Source organism: Pseudomonas sp. CLCA07, assembly GCF_053615335.1.
The window spans coordinates 1,222,763-1,238,848 of record NZ_CM132131.1; the positions used below are offsets into that span (position 1 = coordinate 1,222,763).

A 16,086-nucleotide genomic window follows, 5' to 3' on the forward strand; every position below is an offset into this window, starting at 1 on the left:
GTGTAAAGTTTGCGAAGTTTATACCCGTGACGCTGGTCGCACAATGCGACAGACCACAAGCAAAATCAAAGGTTTGCGTTAACGCACTGGTTTCGAGACAGTTTTGTTGACGGTGCATGTGACAGCCACACAGGGGATGCAGGCCAACCCGGCAATGACCCGGGTTGGCCGCGACGACCTTTCAACGAACCTTACCGCCTTGGCTAATCCGCACCGCTGTACATATCAGAATCTTTATATAAATCATTAACATGGCGCACCAGCACCATGATTACCGCCGCCACCGGCAACGCCAGTAACACACCCGTGAAACCGAACAGCTCGCCGCCCGCCAGAACGGCAAAAATCACCGCCACCGGGTGCAGACCGATCCGGTCCCCTACCAACATTGGCGTGAGCACCATGCCTTCCAGCGCCTGACCGACCATGAACACCGCGACGATGCCCAACATTGGGTAAAGGTCGCCACCGAACTGGAACAGTCCGGCAATCAGTGCCGCGCCAATCCCGATGACAAAGCCCATGTATGGCACGATCGCGGCCAGACCGGCGATCACACCGATCAACAACCCCAACTCCAATCCCACCAGCATCAAGCCCGCAGAGTAGATCACCCCCAGCGCCACCATCACCAGCAATTGCCCGCGCACGAATGCACCCAGCACTTCGTGGCATTCGCCAGCCAACAAGACAGCGCGCTCTTCGCGATCTCGGGGCAACAGGTTTCGCAGCTTCAACATCATCAGGTCCCAGTCCCGCAGCAGGTAAAAACTCACCACCGGGATCAACACCAGATTGGCCAACCAGCCAATCAACGCGAGACCGGACGCCGTGGCCTGGCTCAACACCACACCGACGATGTCACTGGTCTGCGTCACGTGTTCGCTGATCGCGGCCTTGAGCCTGTCAAATTTCCAGAAGCCTTCCGACAACCCGAACTTCGATTGCGCCCACGGCAGTGCGGTGTGCTGCAGCCAGTCGAGCATTTGCGGTGCCAACTCATACAAACGAAACAGTTGCTTGGCCAGCAGCGGCACCAACACCAGTAGCAGCGTGGTGAAAATCAGGGTGAACAGTGCGAATACCGCCACCACACCCCACGTCCTTGAAAGCCCGACCTTCTCCAGTCGATCCACCAGCGGATCGAACAGATAGGCCAGCAGCAGCGCCACCAGAAAAGGGGTCAGGATCGGATGCAACAGCCAGACAAACGCGCAGAGCAGAACCACTCCACCCAACCAGAACCAACGGCGCGTATCGGCCATGTACCGCTCCATATGCATCTATATAAAGAAAGAAAACCTTACCAGCGGAAGCGCAATTGCGGCGTCGGTGCCGGGGCTGGCGCTACAGCAGGCGCCGAACCCTGCACCACAGGCTGAACTGGCGCTACGGGCGTGACAGATTCACCGGCCGGTACTTCCTGCAACTTCGCCATCGACAACTGCGAGCGCAGCTGCTCAGCGCTGCCATTGACCCGATAAAGGATGCGATCACCGCTAACACTTTGCAGACGCGCGCCAAACGGATCGAGCAATCGCCCCAGCGTCGCGTAACGCTCCAGGTTCATGCCCTGCACTTCCAGCAATTGTTCGCCCGAAGCACCTGGCCTGACGACAAACCGTGGCGCCATTCGCTCGCTGACCGCCAGCATCACCGCATCGGCCACCGTGGCCTGATCCGCGCCTTCCACGCTGCCCGCTTCCTTCTTGTCGCCCATCCACAAATTCCATTTAGCCTGCCACTGACCGCCCTCTTCCCGGGCATGCACCGCCAGCAAAGCGTCAGCGTTGTAACGTTCCGATGCTTTATGCAGAGGCGCCGCATCCGTGCCTTCAAGCGTCGGCGCTGTCGCCACCAACTGCTCACTCAAATCCGCCAGCGGCAAGCGCAATGGCAAACCGCGGTGCTGTGCCGCTCGACGCAGAGGCGCGGCACTGGCCTGGCCATCGCCCACCAGGCTCGAACCTTCGGTGGAGTCGTTCAACCACCAGCCGAGGATCGACGGCCGATTCGCGCCCCACAACGACAGACCCGCACGACGCAACGCCTGCTCGGTGGAGACCGGGTCGAAGTCGACCTTCAGCACTTCCGGCGGCCCCGCTTCAAAACCGTATTGACTGATGATTTGTTGCGGATCCTTGCGCAGGGCTGCCAACCCCGGACTTTGCGCCGCCTTGGGATCGCCGGTCAGTCGTAACACCAGCGTGTCCAGCGCGCGCTGGGTCGCTTGATCACGCTCCTCGGGCGCCTGGCTGGTAACAGGCTCGCGCACCTGATAGAGGCCTTTCACGGTTTCGGCATGGCTGGCGAGGCTGAAAAGGGAAAAACAACTCAAACACAAAAGCTTGGAAAGAAAACGCATGGAAGATTCCTGACGACTAGAGCGGCTGGAACTGACCGCATGAAGGCATTGAGCAAGGCTGTGACCATCCCCTCGCGCAAAACATTCACCCGACCCCGATAGTTTTTTACGCTGTCATAACGATAGACGGTTAATCGCGATACCTTATACAGCCATGCGAAACGCCCCTAACAGGCTCAATATCAATTTTTTTAATGGGATATGCCCCTGCCGTCGGCGTGAGGATGGCCGCTGCCCCTCAAGCCTGATAAAATCGCGCGCCTTCGCAGACCGGCAACAGCCGGGTAGTCCGAATTTCGTGTGAGGCAATCGCCCCCCGTCGAATTCGGTGTCCCCGCTGGACTCGGTCGTTACCCCTGAATCCCCCCTAAAGGCCTGGATCATGAGCAAGCAACCCTCCCTGAGCTACAAGGACGCCGGTGTAGACATCGACGCCGGTGAAGCATTGGTCGAACGCATCAAGAGCGTCGCCAAGCGCACTGCGCGCCCGGAAGTCATGGGCGGCCTGGGCGGTTTCGGCGCCCTCTGCGAAATCCCGGCTGGCTACAAGCAGCCCGTACTGGTTTCCGGCACCGACGGTGTGGGCACCAAGCTGCGCCTGGCACTGAACCTGAACAAGCACGACAGCATCGGCATCGATCTGGTGGCCATGTGCGTGAACGACCTGGTGGTCTGCGGCGCTGAACCGCTGTTCTTCCTCGACTACTACGCTACCGGCAAACTCAACGTAGAAACCGCGACCCAGGTCGTGACCGGCATCGGCGCAGGCTGCGAACTGTCCGGCTGCTCCCTGGTCGGCGGCGAAACCGCTGAAATGCCTGGCATGTACGAAGGCGAAGACTACGACCTGGCCGGCTTCTGCGTCGGCGTCGTGGAAAAATCCGAAATCATCGACGGTTCGAAAGTCGCTGCCGGCGACGCCTTGCTCGCCCTGCCGTCTTCCGGCCCGCACTCCAACGGCTACTCGCTGATCCGCAAGATCATCGAAGTGTCGGGTGCCGATATCGAAAACATCCAGCTCGACGGCAAACCGCTGACCGACCTGCTGATGGCCCCGACCCGTATCTACGTGAAGCCGCTGCTCAAGCTGATCAAGGAAACCGGCGCTGTCAAAGCCATGGCCCACATCACCGGTGGTGGCCTGCTGGACAACATCCCGCGTGTTCTGCCAAAAGGCGCACAAGCCGTGGTTGACGTGGCGAGCTGGACCCGCCCTGCCGTGTTCGACTGGCTGCAAGAGAAAGGCAACGTCGACGAAAACGAAATGCACCGCGTGTTGAACTGCGGCGTGGGCATGGTCATCTGCGTGGCTCAAGAGCACGTTGAAACCGCATTGAACGTACTGCGTGAAGCCGGCGAACAGCCATGGGTCATCGGCCAGATCGCCACCGCTGCCGAAGGCGCGGCCCAGGTCGAACTGAAGAACCTTAAGGCGCACTAATGTCCGCCACCTGTGATGTCGTGGTGCTGCTTTCCGGCACTGGCAGTAACTTGCAGGCCTTGATCGACAGCACGCGGACCGGCGAAAGCCCGGTCCGCATCGCTGCGGTGATTTCCAACCGCGCCGATGCTTATGGCCTGCAACGCGCCAAGGACGCGGGTATCGACACCCGCACCCTGGATCACAAGGCTTTCGAAGGCCGCGAGGCCTTCGATGCCGCACTGATCGAACTGATCGACGCGTTCAATCCCAAACTCGTGGTGCTGGCCGGTTTCATGCGCATTCTCAGCGCTGATTTCGTGCGCCATTACGCGGGTCGCCTGCTCAATATCCATCCGTCGCTGCTACCCAAATACAAAGGGTTACACACTCATCAGCGCGCGCTGGAGGCCGGCGACACCGAGCACGGCTGCTCTGTCCACTTCGTCACCGAGGAACTCGATGGCGGACCACTGGTCGTACAAGCAGTAATACCGGTAGAGTTGCAGGATTCGCCGCAGAGTCTGGCGCAGCGAGTCCATGCTCAGGAACACCTGATCTACCCATTGGCTGTACGCTGGTTTGCCGAAGGTCGCTTATCACTTGGCGAACAAGGTGCTTTACTGGATGGGAAGCTACTCGCGGCCAGCGGCCACTTGATTCGAACCTAGGAGATATTATGCGTCGTGCCCTGCTCTTCGCTTGCGCTCTGCTTGCCTTGCCCCTGGCACAGGCTTCGGAACTTCAACCTTTCTCCGCCAGCTACACCGCCGACTGGAAACAGCTTCCCATGAGTGGCACGGCTGAACGCAGCCTGACCAAGGGAGCCAACGACGTCTGGAAGCTCAGCTTCAAGGCGTCGATGATGATTGCCAGCCTGACTGAAGAAAGCACCCTGACCGTGGACAAGGACACCCTGCTGCCTCAGTCCTACCGCTTTGAGCGTGGCGGCCTGGGTAAAGCCAAAAAGGTTGATCTGGATTTCGACTGGACCACCAAAATGGTCACCGGCACCGATCGTGGCGACCCGGTCAAGGTTCCACTGAACCGTGGAATGCTCGACAAGTCCACGTATCAGCTGGCCCTGCAGGAAGACGTCGCCGCCGGCAAAAAGAGCATGAACTATCAGGTCATCGATGGTGGCGAAGTCGATACCTATGACTTCCGCGTACTGGGTTCGGAAAAAGTCGACACTAAGGCCGGCCAGATCGATGCGATTAAAGTCGAGCGCGTGCGCGACCCGACACAAAACAAGCGCATTACCGTCCTGTGGTTTGCCAAGGACTGGGATTACTTGCTGGTCCGTCTGCAACAAGTTGAAACCGACGGCAAGGAGTACAACATCATGCTCCTCGACGGTACGGTCAACGGTAAAGCGGTCAAAGGCAGCTAAACCGGGCTCGACACGAAAATCCGGAATCCGATAAGGGTTCCGGATTTTTTTTGCCTGCTGGAACTCAAATCAGCGCCAACGCTTGCGCCAGATCGGCGCGCAGGTCGTCGACGTCCTCGACCCCCACGGACAATCGCACCAGCGCATCGCCGATGCCCAGTTGCGCACGGGTGTCGGCGGGGATGGTCGCGTGAGTCATGATCGCCGGGTGCTCGATCAGGCTTTCCACCCCGCCCAGGCTCTCCGCCAGCGCAAATATCTGCACACTCTCCAGAAAGCGTTTGGTACCCGCCAGGTCGCTGTTCAGATCGAGTGAAATCATCCCGCCGAAACCGTGCATCTGCTGCCGCGCCAGTTCGTGCTGGGGATGTGACGGCAGGCCCGGGTAGTAGACGCGCGCCACTTGTGGCTGTTGTTCCAGCCATTGCGCCAACGCCAAGGCGTTGCTGCAGTGGCGCTCCATGCGCAATGCCAGGGTTTTCACGCCGCGCAGGGTGAGGAAGGCGTCAAACGGCCCGGCGATGGCGCCCACTGCGTTTTGCAGAAATCCCAGCCGCTCGCGCAGCTCCGCGTTCTGCCCAACCACCGCGATGCCGCCGATCACGTCGGAGTGACCGTTCAAATACTTGGTGGTCGAATGCACCACGACATCGAACCCCAGCTCCAGCGGGCGCTGTATCCACGGGCTCGCGAAGGTGTTGTCGGCCACGCAAATGATGCCGCGCTGGCGACAAATACGAGCGATGGCGGCGAGGTCAGTGAGGCGCAGCAATGGATTGCTCGGCGTCTCGACGCAGACCATTCTTGTGTCGTCTTGGAGCGCCGCTTCGAAGGCCGCCAGGTCCGTCAGATCGACGAAACTGAAACGATGCCCGGCGCTGCGCCGACGCACCTTGTCGAACAGGCGAAACGTACCGCCATACAAATCATTGCCCGAGACGATATGCGAATCGGCATCGAGCAATTCGAGTACCGTGGAAATCGCCGCCAGCCCGGATGCGAACGCAAAGGCCTGGGTGCCCCCTTCGAGATCCGCCACGCAGCGCTCCAGCGCCCAGCGCGTCGGGTTGTGCGAGCGCCCGTAGTCGAGACCTTTGTGCACACCAGGGCTTTGCTGCATATAGGTGGAGTTGGCGTAAATAGGTGGCATCAACGCCCCGGTGGAAGGGTCCGGCGCCTGCCCGGCATGGATCACGCGTGTGGCAAATCCATGTGGCGCAGCCTCTTTATCGTGACTCATTTCAGGGATCTCCGTAGATGATTGAGTAGATCGACGCGGGTAATCAGTCCGTGGAAGCCCGAGGCATCGGCAATGATCGCCACCAGCCCACGGTCGAGTTCCGCCTGCAATTGCGCCAGACTGGCAGCGGCAGGCAGGGTTTGCAGCTTGTCGGTCATTGCGCTGGCCACCGTCAAACGGAAGTGCGAGGCCTCCTGGTGCACCCCCAGCAGAATGTCGGACTCGTCAATCACACCGACCAGACGCTGGCCGTCCACCAGCACCGGCAGTTGTGACACGTCCGCCAGGCGCATGCGCTGGAAAGCGGTCAGCAGCGTGTCGTCAGGGCCCACGCTGATCACTCGACCATCCTCGAAACGGCGCGAGATCAAGTCGCGAAGATCGCCGTAGTGCTTGTATTGCAACAGGCCCTGATCGTTCATCCACTGATCGTTGTAGACCTTCGACAGGTAGCGGGTACCGGTGTCGCAGACAAAACTCACGACCCGTTTCGGCTCGGTTTGCTCGCGGCAATAACGCAGTGCCGCTGCCAGCAATGTGCCGGTCGACGAGCCGCCGAGAATGCCTTCGGCGCGCAACAATTGGCGGGCATGATCGAAGCTTTCTTCGTCGCTGATCGAATACGCGTGGCGCACGCTGGACAGGTCAGCAATCGAGGGAATGAAATCTTCGCCAATGCCTTCCACCGCCCAAGAACCGGGGGTTCCCAGGGTGCCGCTGCGGCTGTATTCGGCCATCACCGAGCCGACCGGGTCGGCCAACACCATGACCAGGTTCGGCTGCACGCGGTTAAAGAAGCGGGTCAAGCCGGTCAACGTGCCGGCCGAACCGACGCCAACAACGATGGCATCCACATCATGCTGGGTTTGCGCCCAGATCTCTGGCGCCGTACTGCATTCGTGAGCCAGCGGGTTGGCCGGGTTGTTGAATTGATCGGCGAAGAAGGCGTCGGGAATCTCCTTTGCCAGCCGTGCGGCTACATCCTGGTAGTACTCGGGATGGCCCTTGCCGACATCGGAGCGGGTGATGTGCACTTCGGCGCCCATCGCCTTGAGGTGCAAGACTTTCTCGGTGGACATCTTGTCGGGCACCACCAACACCACGCGATACCCCTTGGCACGCCCGACAAGGGCCAGGCCCAGGCCGGTGTTGCCGGCAGTGGCCTCGACGATGGTGCCACCGGGTTGCAGGCGACCATCGCGCTCGGCGGCGTCGATCATCGCCAGACCGATGCGATCCTTGATCGATCCACCGGGGTTTTGTGATTCGAGTTTGAGGAACAGCGTACACGGGCCGGTATCGAAACGGCTGACACGCACCAGCGGCGTGTTTCCAATCAGTTCAAGGACGGCGGGGCGGGATTCGTTCGGCATGTCTTCACCTTGCTATGGTTATTCGCACTGGATGGACACCAACCTGCGGCGCGTCATCGTGTGACGGTTGCAGGAAATACCTCGCTTGGACCATAGGCCGCGATAGCGTCATTCGCAACCGCGTGCGGCCGGCCGGTCGCCCGATATTCATTCAACGAACGGGCATGACCCCGCAAGAAAGTGGAACGCGTGCGCAGAGGAATGCTCTATAACTTCAAGGTCTTTTTTGACCGAACGACTTTTCCAGCCTGGGAGGCTTTCCATGACCGTTACCGTCAACACCATTTGCGCCGAAGGTTTTCGCCACAGCGTTCAAATCGACGACCATGAACTGTTTGCCGACGTGCCGACCTCGTCAGGCGGTGAAGGCTCGGCACCAGAACCCCACGATTACTTCGATGCGGCGTTGGGGGCGTGCAAAGCCTTGACCCTGAAGATGTATGCCAGGAAAAAGGACATCCCGCTGACCGGTGTCACGGTCGAAGTCAAACGCGACAACAGCGAAGAACAGAAAGGCAAATATGCCCTGCACGTCAAACTGACCCTCAAGGGCGTGCTTACCGATGCGCAGCGCGAGGAACTGCATCGCGTGGCCGACCGTTGCCCGGTCCACAAGCTGATGACCACCACCGACGTCAGCATCGAAACCCACCTGTCGGAAGGTGCGTTCAGCCAGTAGCGGCAATGGCTGTGCAAGCGGGTTATGCTCCACGCATCACCCGCTCAGCCTGGAATGCAGCATGAATACTCCGCTCGTGATCCGCCCTCGCGTCGAGGATGTCGAAGGCCAGCCGATTCTTCGACCGTTGCCATCAGCCAAATGCCGCAGCGTCGGGCCTTTCGTGTTTTTCGACCACATGCTGCAAACCCGGTATCCAGCGGGAAAAGGCATGAACATCCGGCAGCATCCGCACATCGGCCTATCGACGCTAACCTATTTGTTTGAAGGGCAAATCCAGCACAAGGACAGCCTCGGCTCCGATCAAGTGGTGAATGCCGGAGATGTCAGCTGGATGACCGCCGGCAGCGCGATTGCCCACGTCGAGCGCACCCCCGAGGCGTTGAAGAGCATGGGTTTCACGATGCACGGCTTGCAGATCTGGCTGGCATCGCCCAAGGAGCATGAACAGGGCCCGGGGCACTACAGCCATCATCCGGCGGCCACCTTGCCGGTCAGCGATAACCTTGGCGTGAAGATCCGGATGATTGCCGGGGCAGGCTTTTGCCTGGAATCGCCGGTCCCGGTACTTTCTCCTACGTTGTACGCGGAATTAAACCTGCAAACGGCGACTACGTTGCTGATTCCCACCGAGCATGAAGAGCGAGCCTTGTATGTCTTGAGCGGCGAGGCGCAACTGGATGGCGAGACGCTGGAACTGAATTCGCTGGTGGTGTTGCCTGCGGGGGAAGAGATGATCCTGTTTGCCGAGAGCGATTGTCATGCCGTGTTGTTTGGCGGCGCGCCGCTGGACGGCCCCAGGAGGATCAACTGGAATTTTGTGGCGAGTGATCCTGCGGCCATCGATGAAGCACGGCGGCGCTGGGCGGCCGGGGATTGGCCGACGGTGCCGGGGGAAAGTGAGCGGATCGAACTGCCTTAAATTATTCGCTGTTGTGACACCGCTTTCGCGAGCAGGTCGAATCGTCGCACCGTCGCTCCCACAGGGGAACGCATTCCAAGTGTGGGAGCGACGGTGCGACGATTCGACCTGCTCGCGAAGGGGACCGTACTGTTACCGAATAAGCCAGGACAAGGCTCATGCCAGAATGAAAAAACCCGCCGAAGCGGGTTTTTTTTACAACGCAGTTAAACCGACAGTTCAACCAACAGCTTATTCAGACGGCGCACATACGCGGCCGGATCCTTCAAGCTGTCACCGGCAGCCAGTGCCGCCTGATCGAAGAGAATGTGCGACAGGTCGCCGAAACGCTCGTCGCTCTGCTCGTTGTCGAGCTTCTCGATCAGCGGGTGAGCCGGGTTGAATTCGAAGATTGGCTTCGAATCCGGAACCTTCTGACCGCTGGCCTCCAGGATCTGACGCATCTGCATGCCCAGGTCCTGCTCGCCGATCGCCAGAATCGCCGGGGAGTCAGTCAGACGGTGGGAAACCCGTACTTCAGCAACCGATTCACCCAGTGCGGTTTTCAGACGCTCAACCAGACCTTCTTTGGACTTGGCGACTTCTTGCGCAGCCTTCTTGTCCTCTTCCGAGTCCAGATTGCCCAGGTCCAGGTCACCGCGCGCCACGTCAACGAAGCTCTTGCCGTCGAAATCGCTGAGGTAGCTCATCAGCCACTCGTCGATGCGATCGGTCAGCAGCAGCACTTCGATGCCTTTCTTGCGGAAGACTTCCAGGTGCGGGCTGTTTTTGACTTGTGCGTAGGTTTCGCCGGTCAGGTAGTAGATCTTGTCCTGACCTTCCTTGGCGCGAGCCAGGTATTCGGCCAGCCCAACCACTTGCTCGCCTTCATTACCGTTGGTCGATGCGAAACGCAGCAGGCCAGCGATTTTCTCTTTGTTGGCGAAGTCTTCTGCCGGGCCTTCTTTCATGACCTGACCGAAGTTCTTCCAGAAGCTCTTGTATTGCTCAGGCTCGTTCTTCGCCAGTTTTTCCAGCATGTCCAGAACGCGCTTGGTCAGCGCCGACTTCATCGAATCGATGATCGGGTCTTTCTGCAGGATTTCCCGCGACACGTTCAGCGACAGGTCGTTGGAATCGACCACGCCTTTGATGAAACGCAGGTACAGCGGCAGGAACGACTCGGCCTGGTCCATGACGAACACGCGCTGCACGTACAGCTTCAGGCCTTTCGGCGCTTCACGCTGGTACAGGTCGAACGGAGCACGGGCCGGCACGTAGAGCAGCGAGCTGTATTCGAGCTTGCCTTCGACCTTGTTGTGGCTCCAGCTCAGCGGGTTCTCGAAATCGTGAGCAACGTGCTTATAGAACTCCTGGTATTCCTCGTCCTTCACTTCGGTGCGAGGACGGGTCCACAAGGCGCTGGCGCGGTTGACGGTTTCCCATTCCGCGGCCGGCTGCTCTTCACCTTCAGCGGCGGTCACTTCTTTTGGCAACTCGATCGGCAGAGCGATGTGGTCGGAGTACTTCTTGATAATGTTGCGCAGACGCCAGCCATCGGCGAATTCGTCTTCACCGGACTTCAGGTGCAGGACGATGCGAGTGCCGCGCTCGGCTTTCTCAATGGTGGCAACTTCAAAATCGCCTTCGCCCTTGGACGACCAGTGCACGCCTTCGCTGGCCGCATCACCGGCACGACGGCTGAACACGTCGACTTTGTCGGCGACGATGAATGCAGAGTAGAAACCCACACCGAACTGACCGATCAGGTGCGAATCTTTCTTTTGATCACCAGACAGGTGTTTCATGAAGTCGGCAGTGCCGGATTTGGCGATGGTCCCCAGATGGGTAATCGCTTCTTCACGGTTCATGCCAACGCCGTTGTCTTCGAGGGTGACGGTTTTGGCGTCCTTGTCGAAGCTCACACGGATTTTCAGTTCGGCGCCACCTTCCAGCAATTCAGGCTTGGACAGGGCTTCGAAACGTAATTTATCGACAGCGTCAGAGGCGTTCGAGATCAATTCGCGAAGGAAGATTTCCTTGTTGGAATACAGCGAATGGATCATGAGGTGCAGCAGTTGCTTCACCTCGGTCTGGAAGCCCAGGGTTTCCTTTTGAGTTTCCACACTCATGGTCATCAAACTCCAATCAGATGGCAGTGGCCGCGACCTTCAGGGTCGGCGGCGGGTTGTCATCCAAGTTGGGGGCTGTGTTCAGGATTTCAAGGGCTCTTCAATTTTGAAATGGGCGCGGGCCGTCGCAATGGGCTCGGATTCGGTGCTTTGCCACGCGGTAACGGCCACGTTGGCGACCCGGCGCCCCTGTCGGCACACCTGACATTTGGCCCAGGTATCGCGAAACTGGCCGGCGCGCAGGTAGTCGAGGGAGAAGTCGATGATTTTCGGCACCCCCGGTGAGCCGGTGAAAATCAGCAGATGCAGCGCGGCCGAGAGTTCCATGAACCCGGCAATCACGCCGCCATGAATCGCCGGCAATAAAGGGTTACCAATGTTGTCCTTGTTGGCCGGCAGGCGAAACAGCAGATCATCCCCTACCCGCGAACATTCGACGCCGATCAGTTTGGCGTAAGGAATCAGGTGCAACAGTGACGCGTAGTTGCCCTCCTCGTGAGCCTGTTGCAGTTGTTCCTTGAAGGAATCAGTCATTGCGCACCCCCTGCGATGACGCCACCAAAGCTTTTAGTGCCTTTGATGGCTTTACCCATGCGCATGAACGTGCCGACGACATGCGCGATGGGGTGCTCGGGATCGTCTTGATAGGCGAAACCGCGAGCGAAGATCACGTCGGTGGTCACTCGGTAGCATTGGGCGAAACCGTAGACATCTTTATGCGGTTCGGCGGCATGCATGTAGTCGATGCGTAGGTCGAGGGTCGGGCAGACTTCAAATTCGGGCAGCACGCACAGGGTCGACATACCGCATGCGGTATCCATCAACGACGTCAGCGCACCGCCGTGGATCACGCCGGTTTCCGGGTTACCAACAATTTGCGGGCTGTACGGCAAGATGACCGTTAGTCCGTCATTACTGGCGCTGTGCACCCGCAACCCGAGGACCTGACAATGCCTGAGTGCTGACAGGAATCGCGTCGCACGCTCAAAAACAGGGTTTTCGGCCATGTGATAAAAAACTCTAGTTAGTGGGGATCCGAAGTTTTTGAAAAACCAAAAAGTTCCTGATAGAAATTACCCAATATATTTGTGTGAAATGAGGAACTTATCATTGCCAGCTGTGCTCGAAAGGCCAGTAGTTATTTCCATAAGGAGAAACACCCCATGCGTAAGACTTTAGCTATTGCCTTGATGTTGACCGCTTCCCTCGGTCTCGCTGCCTGCGATAAAAAATCCGAGGACAAAGCTCAAGATGCAACCAAACATGCTGAGCAAGCTCAGCAAGATATGAACAAAGCTCAGGATAAAGTGAACGACGCTGCGAAAGAAAACGCCGAAGCTGCCAAAGCTCAGGCTGAATCGAACAAAGCCGCCGCACAGGAAGCCGCACCAGCAGCTCCGACCGAAGCACCTAAAAACTAAAACAGTTTTTAGCGTGATAAAGAAAACCCGCCAAGTGCGGGTTTTCTTTTGCCTGCCATTTGCTCCGTTAGAGCAAAACGCTTCTAAAAGTCGGACTAAGCATCAGTAACAACGAACAGACGAAACCGACAAACCAGACCGAACTGCGCTGCCAGGCCAAATCGCCCCAGTAACACAGTAAGTAGATAACGCGTGAGATCACAAAGATGATCGCCAGCAGGTCGATCAGCCATCCTGCGGTTTGTGTGGTGTGGGCCATCAACACCCCCACCGCAAACAATATAAAGGCTTCAAAACAGTTTTGATGTGCTGCCACCGCACGGGCGCCGAAGCCAGTAAGTTGCGCCTGTTGCTGACGCGGCAGGTGATTGTTGTAACCGCCCTGCTCCTTCATCGCCTTGGCCACCGGCATGCGAGCCACATAAATCAGTAATGCACTGATGAACACACACCAGAACGGAATATTCATCAAGCGGCCTCTTTGTTTGCCTCGGGCAAGGGTGCCTCTGTAGGGGTATAGACCATCACGTCTAGAACGTCGGAATGAAACTCCCGGCGATACAACACCAGCACTACGCCGGCACTCATCAGCATGAACAGCCACGGGCTGACGAACCAGGCCAGCATGGTCATGCCGAAGTAGTAGGAACGCAGGCCGAAGTTGAACTGGTTGGCTGCCATGGAGATGACCCGTGCCGCTCGGGCAGCGAAGGCTTTGCGTTCTTGTTCGGAAACGTGGCGCTCACCGACCATCGGCGCCGAGCCAATCAAAATCGCCGCAAAGTTGTACTGCCGCATGCACCAACTGAAGGTGAAGAAGGCGTAGACAAACACCAGCGCCAGGCACAGCAATTTGATCTCGGACATGCCCTGGGACGCCTGCTGCACCATCGGGATATCCGCCAACAACGACACCGCCCTTTCAGAAGCACCGAGCACGGTGAGAATGCCGGCCAGAATAATCAAGGTGCTGGAGGCAAAAAACGAGGCGTTACGCTCCAGGTTACCGACCACGCTGGCATCGGCGATGCGGTTGTCGCGCAGCAGCATGCGACGCATCCAGTCTTCACGGTACAGGTGCAACACACTGGCCAGGCACGCGGTGTCGCGGCCCTTCCACGTGGCATAACGGGTGTAACCGCCCCAGCAGATGACAAACCAGAGCGCGGCGAGGATGTGGATCAGGTTGGCGTGGATGAACGACATGCAGGTCCTTTTGATGTAAGGGCGAAATACTCGAAACCTTGTGGGAGCGAGCCGGCTCCGGGCGGCGTTCCGACGATAGCGGTAGATCAGTCAACATCTCTGTTGAAAATAAAATCGCCATCGCGAGCAGGCTCGCTCCCACATTGGAAATTTGCAAGGCTTCGACGTTAGCTTATGGAAAAAGACACTGCACTGACTCCAAAAAAAATGCCCCGTATCGATTGATACGGGGCATTTCTGTTTCAGCTTGATGGCCCGCTTGTGGCAGGCCATTCAGCGACTTAAGCCAGCGCTTCTTCGCGCTTGCCCAGCAGGCGATCGCAAGCCACTGCGACCACCAACGTCATGACCGCGGGCACCAGCCACGCCAGGCCCTGCTCGCTCAGCGGCAAGTGAGACAGCTGAGTCGGCATCCAGTCCGCCAGACCCGCACCCTTGAGCGCGTCGATCATGCCGAAGAGGAACGACACCAGCATCACCGGACCGACAATGCGGCCCTGCTCATGCCAGAAGTCCTTACAGAAGCTCAGCGCCACCAGGGCGATGCATGGCGGGTAAATCGCTGTCAGTACCGGGATCGAGAAGGCAATCAGCTTGGTGAGGCCCAGGTTGGACACCAGCAAGGAGAACACCGCCAGGATGATGACCAGCGTCTTGTAGGACAGTGGCAGCACACGGCTGAAGTACTCGGCGCAGGCACAGGTCAGACCGACCGCTGTCACCAGGCAGGCCAGCGAGATCAGCACCGCCAGGAAACCGCTGCCCAACGAACCGAAGGTGTGTTGAACGTAGGCGTGCAATACCGCCGCGCCATTGGTCGCACCGGCTGCCACTTCATGGCTGCCCGAACCGAGGCGGAACAGACTGACGTAAACCAGCGCCAGGCCCACACCGGCAATCAGCCCGGCAATGATCGCGTAACGGGTAATCAGCACCGGCGATTCAACGCCACGGGAGCGGATCGCGTTAACGATGACGATGCCGAACACCAATGCGCCCAGGGTATCCATGGTCAGGTAACCATTGATGAAACCTTGAGAGAACGGCGCCGCGACGTACTCCGGCGTGGCCACGCCGATATCACCGGCAGGCAACGCGAATGCGGCGATGCCGAGCGCGGCCAGGGCGATGATCTTCAGCGGTGCGAGGAACCGTCCTACGGTATCCAGCAATCGGCCCGGGTAGAGCGAGATGAAGAACACGATCAGGAAGTACACCGAACTGTAGAGGAACAGCGCCAACGGGCTCTCGCCGGTCAACGGCGCCAGGCCCACTTCGAACGATACAGTGGCTGTGCGCGGGGTGGCGAACAACGGGCCAACCGCGAGGTAGCACGCGGCAGCCAGCAGACCACCGGCAATTTTGCCAATCGGACTGCTCAGGGCATCCATCGCACCACCGACTTTCGCCAGCGCTACCACGGTGATCACCGGCAAACCGACCGCTGTGATCAGGAAACCCAGCGCCGCCATCCAGACATTAGGCCCGGACTGCAAACCGACGATAGGCGGGAAGATGATGTTGCCAGCCCCGACAAACAGGGCAAACGTCATAAAACCAAGTGCCAGGATGTCCTGGCCTTTCAACACTTTCATTAAGGAAATACCACACTACTGAATCGGAATTTAGAGAGGGATTTCCCTTGGGGGTGAGGGAAATGCTGTCGATCCGTATAGGACTGACCCTTTAGCGCGTCACTGCCTTGTGGGCGGCGTTCGCAAAAATGGCGGCTAGCCTAACGAATTTGCCCGACAAACGCACTGTTAGAGGGCGAACTATCCGATACGCGACGTTTCTGTGTCGCGTTTACGTACGAAATTTCACCTTGTAGGAGCTGGCTTGCCAGCGAAAGCGCCATACCTGACACACCGCGTCGCCTCATTCGCCGGCAAGCCGGCTCCTACAGATTCCGCAGAAACGACAAAGGCCACCCGAAGGTGGCCTTTGTTTGGTGAA

At 58.6% G+C, this 16,086-nt stretch carries 16 protein-coding genes; 6 read left to right on the top strand and 10 right to left on the bottom strand.

What is annotated here, in order from left to right; translation table 11 throughout:
• Positions 1–203: 203 nt before the first annotated feature.
• Together ACWGZX_RS05610 and ACWGZX_RS05615 are read right to left on the bottom strand one after the other, a co-directional pair.
• A complete protein-coding gene (locus tag ACWGZX_RS05610) occupies positions 204–1,265 on the bottom strand; it encodes an AI-2E family transporter (protein WP_452627596.1) in 1,062 nt (353 codons plus the stop codon).
• Positions 1,266–1,303: 38 nt separating this feature from the next.
• A complete protein-coding gene (locus ACWGZX_RS05615; RefSeq protein WP_452627597.1) occupies positions 1,304–2,365 on the bottom strand; it encodes a DUF2066 domain-containing protein in 1,062 nt (353 codons plus the stop codon).
• Positions 2,366–2,747: 382 nt separating this feature from the next.
• Here ACWGZX_RS05615 and purM point away from each other — a divergent pair, with 382 nt between their 5' ends.
• Genes purM through ACWGZX_RS05630 form a run of 3 tightly spaced genes read left to right on the top strand, consistent with a single transcriptional unit; the run spans position 2,748 to position 5,178 of the window.
• The gene (gene purM, locus ACWGZX_RS05620) at positions 2,748–3,806 is read left to right on the top strand and encodes a phosphoribosylformylglycinamidine cyclo-ligase (RefSeq protein WP_008013877.1); all 1,059 of its coding nucleotides are present in this window, start codon (positions 2,748–2,750) and stop codon (positions 3,804–3,806) included.
• Complete coding sequence (gene purN / locus ACWGZX_RS05625) at positions 3,806–4,456, top strand: phosphoribosylglycinamide formyltransferase (RefSeq protein WP_452627598.1); 651 nt, start codon at positions 3,806–3,808, stop codon at positions 4,454–4,456. The genes purM and purN overlap by 1 nt, the downstream gene beginning before the upstream one ends.
• Before the next feature lie 8 nt (positions 4,457–4,464).
• Complete coding sequence (locus tag ACWGZX_RS05630; RefSeq protein WP_452627599.1) at positions 4,465–5,178, top strand: DUF3108 domain-containing protein; 714 nt, start codon at positions 4,465–4,467, stop codon at positions 5,176–5,178.
• A gap of 64 nt (positions 5,179–5,242) precedes the next feature.
• Here ACWGZX_RS05630 and ACWGZX_RS05635 read toward each other — a convergent pair whose 3' ends face one another.
• On the bottom strand, positions 5,243–6,418 hold the full coding sequence (locus tag ACWGZX_RS05635) for a trans-sulfuration enzyme family protein (RefSeq protein WP_452627600.1): 1,176 nt from the start codon (positions 6,416–6,418) through the stop codon (positions 5,243–5,245).
• Complete coding sequence (locus tag ACWGZX_RS05640; protein WP_452627601.1) at positions 6,415–7,791, bottom strand: pyridoxal-phosphate dependent enzyme; 1,377 nt, start codon at positions 7,789–7,791, stop codon at positions 6,415–6,417. Before ACWGZX_RS05640 ends, ACWGZX_RS05635 begins: the two co-directional genes overlap by 4 nt.
• Positions 7,792–8,053: 262 nt before the next feature.
• Between ACWGZX_RS05640 and ACWGZX_RS05645 the strand changes: the two genes are divergently transcribed.
• Both ACWGZX_RS05645 and ACWGZX_RS05650 read left to right on the top strand, forming a co-directional pair.
• The gene (locus ACWGZX_RS05645; RefSeq protein ID WP_223514128.1) at positions 8,054–8,470 is read left to right on the top strand and encodes an OsmC family protein; all 417 of its coding nucleotides are present in this window, start codon (positions 8,054–8,056) and stop codon (positions 8,468–8,470) included.
• A gap of 61 nt (positions 8,471–8,531) precedes the next feature.
• Positions 8,532–9,392, top strand: coding sequence for a pirin family protein (locus ACWGZX_RS05650; RefSeq protein WP_452627602.1), 861 nt, complete (start codon positions 8,532–8,534; stop codon positions 9,390–9,392).
• Positions 9,393–9,598: 206 nt separating this feature from the next.
• Here the strand turns inward: ACWGZX_RS05650 and htpG are convergent, their stop codons facing one another.
• The 3 genes from htpG to ACWGZX_RS05665 form a co-directional block, all read right to left on the bottom strand.
• Positions 9,599–11,503 carry a molecular chaperone HtpG gene (gene htpG / locus ACWGZX_RS05655; RefSeq protein ID WP_452627603.1) on the bottom strand — a complete coding sequence of 635 codons (1,905 nt, stop codon included), beginning with the start codon at positions 11,501–11,503 and terminating at the stop codon, positions 9,599–9,601.
• An 81-nt stretch (positions 11,504–11,584) separates the two neighbouring features.
• A complete protein-coding gene (locus ACWGZX_RS05660; protein WP_007945152.1) occupies positions 11,585–12,037 on the bottom strand; it encodes a PaaI family thioesterase in 453 nt (150 codons plus the stop codon).
• On the bottom strand, positions 12,034–12,510 hold the full coding sequence (locus tag ACWGZX_RS05665; RefSeq protein ID WP_223514137.1) for a PaaI family thioesterase: 477 nt from the start codon (positions 12,508–12,510) through the stop codon (positions 12,034–12,036). Before ACWGZX_RS05665 ends, ACWGZX_RS05660 begins: the two co-directional genes overlap by 4 nt.
• A gap of 156 nt (positions 12,511–12,666) precedes the next feature.
• Here ACWGZX_RS05665 and ACWGZX_RS05670 point away from each other — a divergent pair, with 156 nt between their 5' ends.
• On the top strand, positions 12,667–12,924 hold the full coding sequence (locus ACWGZX_RS05670; RefSeq protein ID WP_223514140.1) for a hypothetical protein: 258 nt from the start codon (positions 12,667–12,669) through the stop codon (positions 12,922–12,924).
• Positions 12,925–12,991: 67 nt separating this feature from the next.
• Here ACWGZX_RS05670 and ACWGZX_RS05675 read toward each other — a convergent pair whose 3' ends face one another.
• The 3 genes from ACWGZX_RS05675 to brnQ all read right to left on the bottom strand — a co-directional run bounded on the left by ACWGZX_RS05675 (position 12,992) and on the right by brnQ (position 15,725).
• Positions 12,992–13,393, bottom strand: a complete 402-nt coding sequence (locus tag ACWGZX_RS05675; protein WP_452627604.1) for an MAPEG family protein — start codon at positions 13,391–13,393, stop codon at positions 12,992–12,994.
• Positions 13,393–14,130 (bottom strand): DUF599 domain-containing protein, encoded by a 738-nt coding sequence (locus ACWGZX_RS05680; protein ID WP_223514143.1) that lies wholly within the window; start codon positions 14,128–14,130, stop codon positions 13,393–13,395. Before ACWGZX_RS05680 ends, ACWGZX_RS05675 begins: the two co-directional genes overlap by 1 nt.
• 281 nt (positions 14,131–14,411) lie before the next feature.
• Positions 14,412–15,725 carry a branched-chain amino acid transport system II carrier protein gene (brnQ, locus tag ACWGZX_RS05685; protein WP_452627605.1) on the bottom strand — a complete coding sequence of 438 codons (1,314 nt, stop codon included), beginning with the start codon at positions 15,723–15,725 and terminating at the stop codon, positions 14,412–14,414.
• Positions 15,726–16,086 lie beyond the last annotated feature (361 nt).